At 41.9% G+C, this 15,726-nt stretch carries 13 protein-coding genes; 6 read left to right on the forward strand and 7 right to left on the reverse strand.

The features are described from left to right. Nucleotides 1-64 precede the first annotated feature (64 nt). The 3 genes from ACMAZF_RS12845 to ACMAZF_RS12855 all read left to right on the forward strand — a co-directional run bounded on the left by ACMAZF_RS12845 (nucleotide 65) and on the right by ACMAZF_RS12855 (nucleotide 4,780). Nucleotides 65-1,723 carry an amidohydrolase gene (locus tag ACMAZF_RS12845; protein ID WP_435274198.1) on the forward strand — a complete coding sequence of 553 codons (1,659 nt, stop codon included), beginning with the start codon at nucleotides 65-67 and terminating at the stop codon, nucleotides 1,721-1,723. A 78-nt stretch (nucleotides 1,724-1,801) separates the two neighbouring features. After that, nucleotides 1,802-3,766 (forward strand): exoribonuclease II, encoded by a 1,965-nt coding sequence (locus tag ACMAZF_RS12850; protein ID WP_435274199.1) that lies wholly within the window; start codon nucleotides 1,802-1,804, stop codon nucleotides 3,764-3,766. Between the two features lie 102 nt (nucleotides 3,767-3,868). Then, nucleotides 3,869-4,780 carry an ion channel gene (locus ACMAZF_RS12855; RefSeq protein ID WP_435274200.1) on the forward strand — a complete coding sequence of 304 codons (912 nt, stop codon included), beginning with the start codon at nucleotides 3,869-3,871 and terminating at the stop codon, nucleotides 4,778-4,780. On the opposite strand, the gene ACMAZF_RS12860 is transcribed toward ACMAZF_RS12855, so the two are convergent. From ACMAZF_RS12860 to ACMAZF_RS12890, 7 genes are all read right to left on the reverse strand, one after another. After that, entirely contained in the window at nucleotides 4,761-5,342 is a 582-nt protein-coding gene (locus ACMAZF_RS12860) for a hypothetical protein (RefSeq protein ID WP_435274201.1), read from the reverse strand. The genes ACMAZF_RS12855 and ACMAZF_RS12860 overlap by 20 nt on opposite strands. Nucleotides 5,343-6,293: 951 nt before the next feature. Further along, nucleotides 6,294-7,244: a M14 family metallopeptidase gene (locus ACMAZF_RS12865; RefSeq protein WP_435274202.1), complete on the reverse strand. Its 951-nt coding sequence runs from the start codon at nucleotides 7,242-7,244 to the stop codon at nucleotides 6,294-6,296. A 173-nt stretch (nucleotides 7,245-7,417) separates the two neighbouring features. Further along, nucleotides 7,418-7,552 carry a hypothetical protein gene (locus tag ACMAZF_RS12870; protein WP_435274203.1) on the reverse strand — a complete coding sequence of 45 codons (135 nt, stop codon included), beginning with the start codon at nucleotides 7,550-7,552 and terminating at the stop codon, nucleotides 7,418-7,420. A gap of 187 nt (nucleotides 7,553-7,739) precedes the next feature. Next, nucleotides 7,740-8,417, reverse strand: a complete 678-nt coding sequence (locus tag ACMAZF_RS12875; protein WP_435274204.1) for a hypothetical protein — start codon at nucleotides 8,415-8,417, stop codon at nucleotides 7,740-7,742. 360 nt (nucleotides 8,418-8,777) lie between these two features. Next, on the reverse strand, nucleotides 8,778-9,257 hold the full coding sequence (locus ACMAZF_RS12880) for a YcxB family protein (RefSeq protein ID WP_435274205.1): 480 nt from the start codon (nucleotides 9,255-9,257) through the stop codon (nucleotides 8,778-8,780). Between the two features lie 74 nt (nucleotides 9,258-9,331). After that, nucleotides 9,332-10,597 (reverse strand): NAD(P)/FAD-dependent oxidoreductase, encoded by a 1,266-nt coding sequence (locus ACMAZF_RS12885; protein WP_435274206.1) that lies wholly within the window; start codon nucleotides 10,595-10,597, stop codon nucleotides 9,332-9,334. Beyond that, entirely contained in the window at nucleotides 10,594-11,649 is a 1,056-nt protein-coding gene (locus ACMAZF_RS12890) for a proline racemase family protein (protein WP_435274207.1), read from the reverse strand. The genes ACMAZF_RS12885 and ACMAZF_RS12890 overlap by 4 nt, the downstream gene beginning before the upstream one ends. 303 nt (nucleotides 11,650-11,952) lie before the next feature. Here ACMAZF_RS12890 and ACMAZF_RS12895 point away from each other — a divergent pair, with 303 nt between their 5' ends. The 3 genes from ACMAZF_RS12895 (at nucleotide 11,953) to ACMAZF_RS12905 (ending at nucleotide 15,714) form a co-directional block, all read left to right on the forward strand. Continuing rightward, entirely contained in the window at nucleotides 11,953-12,954 is a 1,002-nt protein-coding gene (locus tag ACMAZF_RS12895) for a 4-hydroxyproline epimerase (RefSeq protein WP_435274208.1), read from the forward strand. 370 nt (nucleotides 12,955-13,324) lie between these two features. Next, nucleotides 13,325-14,881, forward strand: coding sequence for an aldehyde dehydrogenase (NADP(+)) (locus tag ACMAZF_RS12900; protein ID WP_435274209.1), 1,557 nt, complete (start codon nucleotides 13,325-13,327; stop codon nucleotides 14,879-14,881). A 146-nt stretch (nucleotides 14,882-15,027) separates the two neighbouring features. Beyond that, nucleotides 15,028-15,714 carry a GntR family transcriptional regulator gene (locus ACMAZF_RS12905; RefSeq protein ID WP_435274210.1) on the forward strand — a complete coding sequence of 229 codons (687 nt, stop codon included), beginning with the start codon at nucleotides 15,028-15,030 and terminating at the stop codon, nucleotides 15,712-15,714. Nucleotides 15,715-15,726 lie beyond the last annotated feature (12 nt).

Here is a 15,726-nt window from a genome sequence, read left to right on the forward strand (position 1 = left end):
TGTTTTACCTAAGCTGCTTAGGTTGAAAACTCATTAAAAAATAATAACTAACTGGTTAATTACAATGATAAAAAAAATAATCAGTACCCTCGGACTGGGTACCCTATTGGCACTGCCAATTGACGCAAGTGAACTTTACAAAAATTTCGAAGGTTATCATACGCCAAACCGCGAACTTAGCCAATTTAGCGCCATGGTGGTTGATCAAAATAAGGTCGTTGCGGTTGGCAACTTCAAAACACTATCAGCACGTTTCCCTGATGCAAAAATAATTGATTTAAACGGCAAAACCCTTTTGCCAGGTCTTATTGATGGTCATGGTCACGTCACAGGTCTTGGACTTAACCTACAGCGTATTTCCTTACGTGATGTTGCCAGCGAAAATGATAGTGTTACTAAGGTCATCGAGTTTGCCAAAAACAATCCTGAACTGTCGTGGATCAGAGGTCGCGGTTGGAATCAGGAGTTATGGCCAACAAAAGCTTTTCCCACCAAAAAATCATTGGATGAAAAAATTGCCAATAAACCTGTATGGTTGCGCCGAATCGACGGTCATGCAGGTTGGGCAAACAGCAAAGCGCTTGCTTTAGCTGGCATCACACGTGATAGCGTGTCACCACCGGGTGGAGAGATAATTAAAGATAGCGCTGGCGAACCAACAGGCGTACTCATCGATAATGCAATGGATTTATTAGAAGCTAAAATTCCGAGTAGTTCATTGGGCGAAGTCAAAAATGCCATCTCCTTAGCCAGTGCTCATTTAGCAAGTATTGGCATCACTAGTGTCCATGATGCAGGCGTTGGTGGTCAGGTTTATCAAGCGCTTGGAGAAATGGCGAAAAGTAAGGAACTACCCATTCGTATATACGGCATGCTTTCTGTCACCGCCAATGATTATCCAGCGATGTTAAAACAGGGAATCATTAATACAGCCGACGATCAGTTAGTCATCCGCAGCGTAAAGATTTCTGCCGATGGTGCGCTAGGCTCTCGTGGCGCAGCAATGATAGAACCCTACAGCGACGATAAAGAAAATACAGGCCTCTTATTACATTCTCCTGAGTCACTTAAAACCAATATGAAACGGGCAATAGATGCAGGTTTCCAAGTGAATGTTCATGCTATTGGCGATAAGGCCAACCACCTAGCGCTTAATTATTTCGAAGAGTTTAATAAAGATAAGAACTCACGGAAGTTACGTCACCGCATAGAACATGCTCAAGTCGTTAAAACAAGTGATTTACCGCGTTTTAAAACACTTGATGTATTGCCGTCAATGCAACCGACGCATGCAACAAGTGATATGAATATGGCTGAAAACCGCGTAGGTCATGCTCGTATCAAAGGTGCTTATGCATGGCGCACCTTACTTGATGATGGTGTCCGCGTGGTATCAGGATCTGACTTTCCTATCGAATATGCCAATCCATTTTATGGATTACACGCAGCTGTAACACGCCAAAACCGTCAAAACCAACCACCACTAGGCTGGTTATCTCATGAGTCAATGACGTTATCGCAAGCACTGAACTCATTTACATTAGATGCTGCTTACGGCGCCCATCAAGAGGATGCATTAGGCACACTCGAACCAGGTAAATGGGCTGATTTTATTGTCATTGACAAAAACATCTTTAAGGCACCAATGTCTCAAATCTGGCAACCTAAAGTTTTAGGCACCTGGGTCGGCGGTAAAAAAGTCTATTCTGCGGCTAAAAAGTAGGCCGTTATGGCGTGATTGCTCTGGCAATAACACCCTATTTCCAATATAGTCACGCCATCAGAATTTAGAGATTTCGCAATGTTTAAAGACAACGCGCTGTTAGCACAATTAAAGCATAATATTCAAGAGTCCCTCCCAAAAGAGGAAGGACGGGTAAAGGCCACAGATAAGAGTTTCGGTTTTTTAGAAACCGACGATGGCAAAAGCTATTTTATCGCGCCACCCAACATGAAGAAAGTCATGCACGGTGATGTTATTACAGCCACCATAGCTAGTGAAAAAGGCAAAGAACAGGCACAACCTGTCGCATTGATAAAAAGTGCCCTTGCTTCTTTTATTGGCCGCGTTAATCTCAATAAATCTAAATTATCAGTGACGCCCCCAGCGCCCTATAAGGGCAGTGCTATCAATGCGGTATTAGCTGATGAATTGTATATCGATCACGGTGATTATGTTATCGGTGAACTAACTGGTCATCCCCTCAATGAAGCGCCTAATAACGCCTTAAAAATTAAAATTAGTGAGGTGGTTTCAGCAAGCGCAGATCCATTTTTACCGTGGTATGTCACTTTAGCTCGTCACAACATGCGTAATGAATGTGTGCCTGTTGATGCGCCAGCTGACAAAGAAAGCTGGCCATTACTCCATGAAGAACTTCGCCGTAATGACTTAAACAATTCACTGTTTTTTACCATTGACGGAGAAACGACTCAAGACATGGATGATGCTATTTGTATCTCTGCTCTTGATGACGGCGGCTGGCAATTGCAAGTGGCCGTTGCAGATCCTTCTGCTTACATCGCAGCTGGCGATGACACGGACGTTGCAGCGAAAGCGCGTGGTTATACCCATTATCTTCCTGCCCGCACCACAACGATGTTACCAGAATCATTAAGCCATGATATTTGTTCATTAAGACCAAATACGACGCGTCCAGCACTGGTTTGTACAATGACAATTAATGAACGTGGCCAACTTCAAGATGCTGCTTCATTTGAATTGGCTTGGATAACGTCAAAAGCCAAGTTGAGCTACCAACAAGTTACTCACTTTGTAACGAACCAGCCAACAGAATTACCTGATGTTGCAGGGTTAGAAGCTTCTCTAAATACGCTTAATGCCTTTGCTTTTGCGAGAAGTATGTGGCGCGGCAAAAATAGCCAACTATTTGATAACCAAGCTGACTATCGCCTTAAACTTGATTACGATAATAAAATTACCGCCATTGAAGCCAGTTATAACGACGTGGCCAATTCGATGGTTGAAGAAGCGATGTTATGTGCCAATATTTCAGGTGCTGCATTATTGGCACAGCATAGCAATCAAGGGGTTTTTAATACTCATCCTGGATTTGATCCTGATAAGACAATAAAGCTTGCTCAATTGTTACAAGATCATGGCTATATCTATCATAGTGAACACTTGAAAACCCGCACTGGATTTTGTCAATTACAACGTGAATTAACATCACGCAATGATAATTATTTTGCAGCAAGACTACGTAAATTCCAGCTTTATGCCAACATCGCCAGTGAAGCACAATCGCATCACGGGCTCGGTGTTGCCCAATATGCGACATGGACATCGCCAATCCGTAAATATGGCGATCTTATGAATCATCGTCTTATCAAAGCGATTGCTTGTGAAGGCTTGCCAGCACCTGTACCTACGCCAGAAGACGCATTACAACTTAAAACACAACGCGATAACCAACGGATGATAGAGCGAGATATCAAAAACTGGTTATATATCGATTTCTTGCATCATGCGGCTAAAAACAAACAAAAGTTTAAAGCGCAAATCTTTAATGTTAATCGTGGCGGTGTACTAGCACGACTATTGAAAAATGGGGCAACGGTATTTATTCCCTTTACTAATATTCATGAAGACCGTAAAGCCTTAAAAGCAGATAGTGATGCAGGTACGGTAAGTGTAAATGATGAAGTTGTTGTGAAAATTACTGACGAAGTCACTGTCGCTGTGACGGATGTTAACAAAAACAAGCTAAGCATCACTGGCAGCTTGTTAGACTCAGAGCTATAACATACCTATGCTAAAAGCTGGTGAGTAACCACTGGTTACTCGCTTGCTAAGCACTTAAAAATCCCGCACACTTAATTTATCCCTCCCTGACATGAGCAGTTTATGGATAAAAATGTGCACGATAAAGCATGGCAAGATGGCACCTTAGGCGAGCAGCCTGATGCTAAAGAACGATTGATGGAGCGCGCCAGAACTGGCGAAAAAATGGAAAACTTTGCAATTACCAACGGCGATTACAGCCACATTAACCTAGTCAATAGAACGTCAAAAACTGGCTATCAACTCCACAACGCCGACTGCTATCACAGCGATTTTAATCACGCACACTGCTTTAAACTTGATTTATCTGGCAGCTCTCTAATGAAAGCTGACTTTTCCTTCGCCAATCTGCATTGTGCTAATCTCACCGGCTGTAATTTATTAGGAACAAACTTCAAAGGTGCCAAGTTAGAGCACGTTATTTGGGGAGACTATGCGCTACAAGAACAACAAGCCAATGACGCTAAATCAATAGGTGAAAAACTCGACTTATACCAGCAAGCAGAGGAGGTTTATAGAAACCTACGTTTAGTCTCCGAGAAACAAGGGTTGTTTGAAGTTGCTGGCACATTTTTTCAACGTGAAATGGTCATGCGGCGTAAACAAATGCCACTGTGGTCGATTAACCGAATTATATCCAAAATCGTCGATATGTTTTGTGGCTACGGTGAATTACCAATGCGAGTGGTCGCCTTCACATGGTCGGTGTTAATTACCTTTACTTTTCTATTCTTTTTCAGTGGATTAGTCTTTAACGGCGAGGTAATAGCCTATAATGCACAGGCGAGTTTTAGCGAAAATGTCGAAGAATTTTTGTCCTGTGCCTATTTTAGTATCGTCACCTTTACCACACTAGGGTATGGCGATATTACACCGACAGGATTATCAAGGGTTTTAGCGGCCATCGAAGCGCTGTTTGGCAGTTTTACCCTCGCTCTGTTCGTTGTTGTATTTGTTAAGAAGATGACGCGCTAACCATCATTGATGCCGTTTTTGGCGTTGCTAGCAGCGCTGTAAACGCACGCCATAATGCGTCATTTGAGTCATCTTTAACTTGCTCTGCTAAATACGCTTTAACTAAATCTTGACCATAGTTATAAGTCATCACGTAAGCCCTGTTATGCTTGATAAAACTCAGGCGCTGCTCTGCGCGCTCCTCACTATTTAATGCGTATTTAATTAGCAACTTGATTGCTTGTTCATCATCAATTTCGTCATCCATCCATTGCTGCGCAATTAAGTTATCGGCGTAGGAAAGTTGATGTAATATACGTTGGATCTCATAATATTGCTCGGCGCAGGGGTTTAATCCCGCCAAAGGAAATAGCACCTCTTGCTCAAACGTCAAACGCTCATCCCACGGAAAAGCGACTTCAATTCCGTAATTTGCACTGCCCTCTGCTAACAATGACACCGGACTGTATAAATTATAAATACTGTATTCTAACCAACCACGCTCTTTAACGAGGTGCTTTTCAATAAGGGCATTAAATACATGATGGCCGGGATAGCCTTCATGTGCCGCAATATCTATCACTCGTTCAATAAAAATGGGGTGGTCAGTATTGAGCTCAATTAAGCTGTAGCTATTACCTTTATACCAATTGTAAGCGCTCCAAACTTGGTTATACCAATTGCATTAAATATTTGCCCACTTGTACTTGTTAAAATTAACTAAAATGGCGTTGCTCTCAATCCTAATAGCCAGCTATTAGTCAATCGAGCGCCTTGTTTTAGCTGATTTTCTCTACGCACAACAAGATCACTTACTTAATGCATATATGGTATTATTGGTGAGTTGTACATCAAAGCTTTCACATTCAGGTAATTCAATATACTTCAACGTTCGCTCTCTGGCTTCACTAATGGCGACATCAAATACTTGTGATAATTTTTCTGGCGGTACAATAAATTGCTCGCGATATTCGGCGATACGTTGGTTAAGCTCTCCCTCGCCGGGTACTAATTGTTCCAGCTGTTGTAGAATTTTATCAAAATGAACTGTGCTATAACTCGGTACATTTGCGTCATAGAGCCGCTCGTATTCTTGTTGATAAGTGGATGTTTTGCCTTGAAGCTGTTCAATATAAAACAGTAATGCCTTTGTTTGAATAGTTAGAAATTGTTGACGCTGATCTAAGCTAGATAATGCTCAAACAGAAAGTGTTTCTAGTGAACTAATCAATGCACAGCGCTGCGCTTCAATCGATGATAAAGAGTCGCTGATGCTATGTGGGCGCCATGAATCAGGGCCATAATACGCATCAACAAAATATTCGCTGTGCTGACCGACACGCAGTGATAATCTAACATAACGTTCATCTAAATCATTGAGCTGAAGATTTAACTGATCGTCATTTATCGGTGGCTCGCTCGTATCATTATTGACAATCTTTCCTCATTTAAGGCAAGCGCCCTATTCATCAATAATGAGGTCAGTGTATCCAACCACAACATTGGATACAATATTCAATTGTTAATATATTGATTAGTGTGTCTGATTTAAGACGTAATCAAGCGCACCAACAACCGCAGCCACCTGTGCTGCAATGCAGTTTTCATCATCAACCAATGGGCTATCAGGGTAGACTTCTGTTGTGGTGCAATAGGTTGCGTTGCTAAAACCTGCGCACAAACCAAGCTCGACAGTGGCATAGTTGATGACACCAAATTGCTCAAGAGGCACGCCAATTAAACAATTATTATCGTCGGCTGGTGCAATGTGAGTTACTTTTTCGACACGTTCAATAACACAACGTTGAAATTCCGGTTCCGGTTTAATGGTATCCCCCACTAAATAGAACCCGTCTGGAATATTCCAATTAGTGTTAATTTTTCCATCACGAGCAGCAAGCGCAGGTCTAAATTCACTGTTGTCAGTGTCTGTGGTTTCGTGTAAATCAACATGAATATCAATGGTGGTATTGAGTGATTTAACAAAGGTCATCAATGCCGCTGATTCTGGCGCTGGACTGCCTTGATAAAATGAGCGGTTAGGATCAATGGCACTTGGATTCCAGCGATTGATAGTCTCATAGCCCCACGGGCTTACACAAAAAGCCACCAGCACATTAACATTTGTAAACTCATGAGCAGTTTCAGCAAACGCTAAAGCACCATGTACACCGCTGGTTTCGTACCCGTGCACGCCGCCAGTGACTAACAAGGTCTTCTTATCACCATGCCAATGTTTGGATTTAAACACTAACAACGGATAGTCACTCGCACCCTCAATCACATCACAATAACTAAGCTCACCATATTGAACCAGCGTTAGTTGCTCACTGACCAAAGGTTCAGCGCTTATCTTATGGGCCTTACTCATCACATCATCAAAAAAGCTGCGCTTAATTGACTGTTGCGATAACCACTGCGCCTTATGTGAATCTAACCAGGCTTCACCTTCATCACCAATGGGGTATTGTTGTTCTTTACTCATTAATTAACCCTAATTATACCAATTGCATTAAGTAAGTGATCTTGTTGTGCGTAGAGAAAATCAGCTAAAACAAGGCGCTCGATTGACTAATAGCTGGCTATTAGGATTGAGAGCAACGCCATTTTAGTTAATTTTAACACGTACAAGTGGGCAAATATTTAATGCAATTGGTATTATTCATCATACAACGTATAAACGCAGAGCATAACACGGCCAAACAGCGCTGCAACAATTAACGAACCACAGGCAATAAAAAACCCCATCGACATTACCTCCGATGGGGTTTTAAGTAATACCATTAATTGCATTAAGTAAATGATCTTGTTGTGCGTAGAGAAAATCAGCTAAAACAAGGCGCTCGATTGACTAAGAGCTGGCTATTAGGATTGAGAGCAACGCCATTTTAGTTAATTTTAACAAGTACAAGTGGGCAAATATTTAATGCAATTGGTATAATCAAACCCAAGCTATTTAAAGTTGCTCGAGTTTATAAAATTACTCAGCTAGTTGCTTGTTAACGATATCATCGTAAGCGACAGCGATTGCACACACTGTGAATGGTAAAGTAAATAGTAAACCTAAGCCTAAAAGCATTAAACCAACAACATTGATTAGCATAATAATAATAGCAAAACCGAAGAAGGCGAACCATTTCTTGGTAATTAACTTACGGCTTAATTCCATTGCTTCAAAAAATCCAAGCTCACGGTTAATAACAATTAACGACGTAAACATGTAACCGATTGCTAGGTAGATACCAGGAATTAATAATAAAAACATACCAACCATGACGAAAATTGTTGATACAAGGTATGCTAAAAATAGGGGTAAGAAATGATCAAACCCACCAAAGAAGTCACCAAATGACGTAGTTTCGTCATTCATTACTTTGCGAGCAACAACGTAATAACCAGCCATCAACGGGGCACTGATAACAAGATTAGCGATTTGCCCAATCACTGGAATCACACTTAATACAACCGAAATTAAAAGCATTACAACCGTAAAGCCAATAAATCCACCCATGTTTTGTGCAAAAACTTTCCAACCTTTACTTAGGTAATCACCAAAGTTAAATTGATAGTCATTTAAGGTAACTTCACCCTTTGCACTTGGTGCAGTTTCCGCAGGGCCTTGTGTTGCTTCTTGATGTTCTTGTTCCCAATCTGCCATTGTTTATTACTCCATGTTTGGGGATATTAAATTCGAGCAACAAAACGCTGCTCTATCATTGCGTAATCAATAGGATTACGGCGTTTAATTATGCTTATTGATTGAGATAATCAGTAAGCAATATCATTACAGAAACTTAATTAGACGTAATTCGCTGTCGACATGCGAAAGTATAATGTGATGGCAGATAACGTCCGTGTAAGGCTGTATAATAATGTTTTTAAATAAGAATATTTCTCATAAAAAAATAACGTGCATAGACTAGCGTAAAATCGCCTTCGCTACAATTTTAAACAATGAAAATAGTCATTATTTTTATGACAAAACAATGACGTGTTACATATTCGACTGGACTTAAAGTTAAGACGCTACTTTATCAGTGATAAAACTAATGGCTTCTTCTGACAAACAGTGTTTCGAAATATAACTAACACCCACGTTGTGCGTTAACATCATGCCAGTTTCGCTTTGTTTAATTTCCGTAACATTAACAAAGTTAAGTTGGCTATTAACATGAAAGGATTGCGTTGTGATTCCGTCATCATCAACGATTAGATCAATTTTATGATTATAAGCTTTGGATAGCATTTGTCGCCACAACCACCATGTGCGTTTGTAGTAAACACTTAGTGCTTCAACAGCTGCCAATACAACAACAAAGAATGCTGCATATTGATTAGTGCCTACAACCAGCAGCAACAGAACACCTACCACCGCTAAAATTGCCGCGTTACGATATTTTTGAACCGCACTACGTTCAGGTACCGAATCATCAAAGCATTGCGCAAAGTGGGCTTTATCAAGTTTAAACGAGGTTTTAAATTGAAATGGCGTATTCATAAAACTATCCAACAAAATTTTTCGGTAGTTTACGCATAAATACGCATCATTTCACTATTCAAGCGCACAATAGGCTAAAATCGTGTAACCCGGTAGGCCGTTAAATCAATTTTTGGTATTTCGTTTGTTATTAACTGCGCCATTAATTCACCACAGATAGCTCCCCAAGTTAGCCCTAAATGTTGATGTCCAAAATTGAAGAAAACACTAGGGTTATGAGGACTTCTATCCATCACAGGTAATGAATCAGGCAATGACGGACGTCGTCCCATCCAACGCATGTAGTCTTTTAGGTGTTCTAATTCCAGCTCATGAAGTTGTGGACACCGCGCTTTACTTAACATTGCTTTAGCATGTGTGAGCAACATATCACTACGTTGATAGTCAGGTTTGGAATCATTGCCACCAAATTCAACGGTGCCTGCTAACCTCAGCCCTGAATTCATTGGTGTCATAATGAACTTTCTATCGTTTGACGCAATAGGACAATCGAGACCAACTTCAATCGGTAACATTAAGTGATAACCGCGTTCAGTCTCTAATGGCACACGATATCCCAGTTGTTTAACTAATGGCTTTGAAAAAGCTCCAGCGCAAATGACTATTTTATCGAACGCTTGCTCTGACTGCTCCGTCGTCACAATGGGGCGAGGTTCATCTGTAATATTAATGACCTTTTCATTAATAACACAACCGCCAAGACGACTAAACAAGTCACATATTGACGTTGTTAATGCTTGGGGATCAGGCGTATGGCCAACCTCAGTAAAATAGATAGCTCCTTGAATACATTCACTAAGTTGCGGCGCTAGGCTCGCCAGTTTTTTACCACTGACAAACTCCGCACTCACTCCCTGTGCTTTAAAAGAGCCGATCAGTTCATCAATATTATCTCGTTCTATTTGCTCAAACGTTAATAACGATCCCTTTAAAACCAACAGCTCAGATGCCGATGCATCATTTAACACGCGCCTCCAAGCACTAATGGCTGCTTCATTTAAGGCTTTAATATGGCGCGTATTCGATTGACGATTGTCGGAGCTCATTTGCAATAAGAATCGCGTGAACCATGGCATTACCTTGGGTAAATAACTTGTTTTTATACGAAACGGTCCTAGGGGATCAGACAACATCTTAGGTACTTGAAGTAATAACGCCGGATCAGCCAATGGAAAAACCTGTTCTGTCGCAAAATGTCCTGCATTACCAAACGATGCACCGCTGGCAATTTCATTAGGCTCAAAAACAGTCACGTCAAACCCTTGTTTTTGTAATTGATAAGCGGTGTTAATACCAACGACTCCGCCACCAATAACCGCAACACGTTGTACTAATTTCATTTAAAATCACCCTTAATACCATATCGTAAGATAAAACCATGCTGAAAAATATCGGTCGGATCGAGCATAAACTGGTGAACTCCTGTTATCCATGCACGGCCATGAACCTTGGGGGTTACTGCGTCATACTGATAAAACTTATTAGATGGCAGTGCTGTTACTTTCATTTGACCATCTACAATACTTTCGATGGTAATTTGCTGCTGATGAGCAACCTCACCTTTTGCATGTAAAAGCGCAATGCGACCTGCAACTCCAGTGCCTGTTGGACTGCGATCAACTTCACCCTCGGCGAATACGCACACATGACGAGAATGTGCATCAGGCTGCGTTGTCTTTGAGGAATAGAAAATGGTGCCGTATAAAAAACCTAAGTCTTCGTCGCGAGGATGCTTAATCTCAGTACTGGCCATTACTGCATGTTTAATGCGTCGCCCTAAATCAATGAGCTGAGTTACGTTGCTGGGGTTGCAACTTACATCGATGGCGTCAGCATCAACATAGGCGTAATAAGCACCGCCAAAGCCTATGTCATAGTTTACTGCTCCAAATCCTTCAACATCTACATGACAATTAAGTGCATGGGCATAGGAGGCAACATTTTCAAACCAAACATCTAGTTCACCATTTGGCTTTTTATCAACGGTTGCAGCAATAAGCCCAGCAGGACTATCAATATTGATGTTATGTGGGAATGACAACGGTGTAATATGTCCAATTTCAACGGCCACTTTACAAACAGCGATAATGCCATGACCACACATGCTGCTATAACCTTCATTATGTAAAAATAGAACCCCAAAATCACTAGTAGGCGTGACAGGTTCCGTGATAAGAACGCCGTACATATCTGCGTGACCACGCGGCTCAAACATTAAGATCTGTCGATATTGATCGAGGTTATCTTGTAAATATCGGCGTTTCTCTAACATGGTGCTACCGACAATTTCTGGATAACCACCGGTAATAATACGCAATGGCTCACCTTCAGTATGTGCATCAATTGTATGAAAATGCTTGAAATGGCTGAACTTATCTACATCTATTTTCATTAAAAACCTCGTGTATCCAATACTTTAGTGTTTCATTATTACCAATTTTACGTTTAGAACTTGGCAAAGCCTTGAAATTGTATACAATATATCCAAATCGTACAATGGATACAATTGCTAATCCGTCACCTCGCATTAGAACCAAGGAATTTATCCATGAATAACAGGCAGGTGAACTAGCGACACGCATCGACTTAGCTATGTTGATGTTGGACTAATACTGCCTAATAAAGATAACAATAATAAAACAGTCAGGGCTGTGGCGAATTACCGTGCTCAGCTTTATTGTCTAGGAACCTAACGATGAAAAAAGGCACTTTTTTTTGCGTTGACGCCCATACTTGCGGCAACCCAGTACGCCTTGTCACTAGTGGTCACCCTCATCTAAAGGGCCAAACCATGAGTGAAAAAAGGCAGGATTTTTTGGCTCATCACGATTGGATCCGCCAGTCGTTAATGTTCGAACCACGTGGACATGACATGATGTCAGGCTCGTTCTTGTATCCGCCGTGTTCAGACAATAGTGACGCCAGCATTCTATTTATAGAAACTAGTGGCTGCTTACCGATGTGTGGTCATGGCACGATTGGCACGATTACCAGTGCAATAGAGCAAGGTCTATTAACCCCCAAGATCCCTGGGCAATTAATTATCGACGTACCCGCGGGTCAAATACGTATTGAATATCAACAAACAGACAATAAAGTCGAGTGGGTAAAAATTTACAATATCGCCAGTTACCTTGCGCACCGAGACAAAGTCATCGAGGTGCCAGAGCTGGGACAATTAACCGTAGATATCAGCTATGGTGGCAATTACTATTGTATTGTAGAGCCACAAGCAAATTTTCCAGGCATTGAGCACTGGAGCGCCAGCGAAATCGTTCATTGGAGCAACATCGTTAGAAAAGCAGCTAACGAGCAATTAAGCTGTACCCATCCTCATGATGAAACCGTTAATGGCATTAGCCACTTATTGTGGACTGGTCGTACTCAAAGTGATGGCAGTGACGGTGCCAACGCTGTCTTCTACGGTGATAAAGCCATCGACAGATCGCCCTGTGGCACAGGAACCAGTGCGCGTATGGCTCAGCGTTTTGCCAAAGGACTGTTAAAAGAAGGCGATAGCTACGTCCACGAAAGTTACATTGGCAGTCAATTTGTCGGAAAAGTTGAGTCAGTAACCAACGTTGGAGATTACCCAGCCATTATGCCCAGTATTCAAGGCTGGGCACGTGTCACTGGTTTTAACCAAATTATTGTTGATGATGAAGATCCCTACGCTATGGGATTTCAGGTCATATAACATCAATTGTATGTATATACCCAAGCCACTTGAAGCTGCATGTTTCAGAGCTCGGGTAGGAATCGAATACAAGGCATGATTTGTAATTAATGGTTATTCCCTGATTATGAATCATAACGCGGTAGTCGTTTCCTACCCGAACTCCCAGAGGGCAAGGCGATAAGCGACCAACTACGTCGTTATAAGATATTTATTAATTTCTACATGGACGTAGAACATTAGGATAACGCAGGAGCAGTTATCGGGAATGACTTAATGACACATCTTATGCCTAGTATTTGGCGCGCTTCTCGACTTGCTGAAATCGAGCATCTTCATGTAGCTTGGGTATACAATTGAGAGCAACTAACATTACTAAGAGAGAAATCGCATGATTGAGATTACAGGAAAACATCTAATTAATGGCCAATGGGTTAACAGCACTACAGCGACATTCGCCAGTGCTAATCCAAGCACAGACGACGTTAATCCATGGACATTTTTCGAGGCAAGTGCTGATGATGCAGATAGCGCCGTCGCTAGCGCCAATGACGCATTTCGCCAGTATCGTCGTAAAAGCGCCGCTCAGCGCGCAGCACTACTCAATGCTATCGCTAGCGAGATTGAAAACCTTGGTGAACAATTAGTGCACGCGGCAATGAGTGAAACAGCACTACCACAAATGCGTATTGAAGGTGAACGCGGCCGAACATGTGGCCAGCTTCGCGCATTTGCCAACAATTTGCTTAATCCTATTAGCCCTGTATTTATTGACCATGCGCAACCAGAGCGTCAACCATTGCCTAAAGGTGACAGCCGTTTAACCAACACGCCACTTGGGCCAGTTGTTGTCTTTGGGGCAAGTAATTTCCCACTGGCCTTTTCAACGGCAGGTGGCGATACCGCATCAGCGTTGGCGGCAGGCTGTAGTGTTATTGTAAAAGGCCACCCAGCCCACCCAGCAACAACAGAGCTCGTAAGTCATGCGATTCAACGGGCAATAGACATCTGTGACATGCCAGCTGGTGTGTTTAATATGGTACAATCTACAACACCACAAGTCGCTCAGCAATTGGTGCAACATCCACAAGTTAAAGCGGTTGGTTTTACCGGTTCACAAAAAGTGGGGGATATTCTCAACAAGCTAACTCAGGAGCGTCCAATAGCTATTCCATTCTTTGGCGAGCTAGGCAGTACGAACCCTCAGTTCATCTTGCCACAAAAATTAGCGAGCGATGCCCAGTCTTTAGCCAATAACCAAGTCGCATCGATGCTTATGGGCCACGGCCAATTTTGTACATCGCCTGGACTCGTTATTGTCCAAAACTCAGATGGTCTTGAAGGTTACTTAGCAACGCTTGCTAACGCGATTAGCGAATCATCAGCTGGTACTATGCTCACCAAAGGTATTGCACAGACTTACAATCGTCAGGTAGATTTGTTGTTATCGAATCCATCGTTAACGCATATTGCAAGCGGCGGCGCTAGCAGTGGCGACTGTCAAAGTTCAGCTAACGCATTTAGCGTCTCAGCAAGCGACTTTATCGCTCAGCCTGCCTTACAAGAGGAAGTATTTGGTCCTTGTGCATTAGTGGTTATTTGTGACAATGATGAACAAATGGGTGAGTTTGCTTTATCACTAACCGGACAACTAACGGCAAGTGTATTTGGCAGCGACGATGAATTACTTGATTACATTGACTTGGTTGATGATATTGCGCAAAGCGTTGGTCGCCTAATGTTTAATCAACTCCCAACAGGTGTTGAAGTATGCCACTCGATGCAGCACGGAGGGCCATATCCAGCGTCGACAGCGCCACAAACAACATCCGTGGGCAGTCAAGCAATCAATCGTTTCACGCGTCCTATTTGCTTACAGAACATGCCAATTGCACTTCAACCTGAAGAAATTAAAGACGGTGCAACCAACCCACAAGTTATTGTTTAAGCCAATTTATTCGTCGGATTAATATACGATATAATCAAAAAGAGGCACTTATTGCCTCTTTTTAGTTATCTTGTTCTTATCTTTTTCCTCAAAAAGGTCTACTATGAATAGTAACCGTAAAAAATGGCAATCGACTGATAACTATAATGAATAACAATTCTCAAATCGTCCATAAAACCCGCACCCAAGTGGTCGTTGAAGTATTAAGAGAGCGCATCCTATCTGGTGATATCAAAGCTGGAACGCCACTTCGTCAAAGCGCGTTAGCCGCTGAACTCAACGTAAGTAGAATCCCGATCAGAGAAGCATTACTGCAATTGGAGGCAGAAGGTTTAGTCAAATTCGAAGCGCATAAAGGAGCCACTGCGGCGCAATTATCTAGCTCACAAGTACGTGAACTATTTGAACTAAGAGCTTTATTAGAAACGGATTTATTGGCAAAATCAATCGAAAAAATGACTGCTCAAGATATTGAAAATTCTCGAGAAATGTTACAACAGCTTGAAGAGTCATTTCATCATACAAATTCAAGTAATCTGTGGAGTGATTTAAACACTCAGTTCCATACCAGCCTTTACCTTGCAGCTGATCGCCCAAATACCATGGAAATCGTTCAAAACCTTAATTCAAATTGCGATCGTTATATTCGATTACACTTGATGCAAAAAGGTGGTATTCCTCGTGCAGAACAGCAACATCAAGAAATATTATCACTGTGCGAAAAACGCGATATTGAAGGTGCTTGCCGTGTCCTCAAAGAACATATCTTAGGCAGTGCACAAGATCTTATTGATTTAGTTGATACCCACAACGCAGAGCAAGACCCCAAATAATCATCAAGTTTC

It is taken from the genome of Psychrobium sp. nBUS_13 (assembly GCF_051201665.1).
Lineage (GTDB): Bacteria > Pseudomonadota > Gammaproteobacteria > Enterobacterales > Psychrobiaceae > Psychrobium.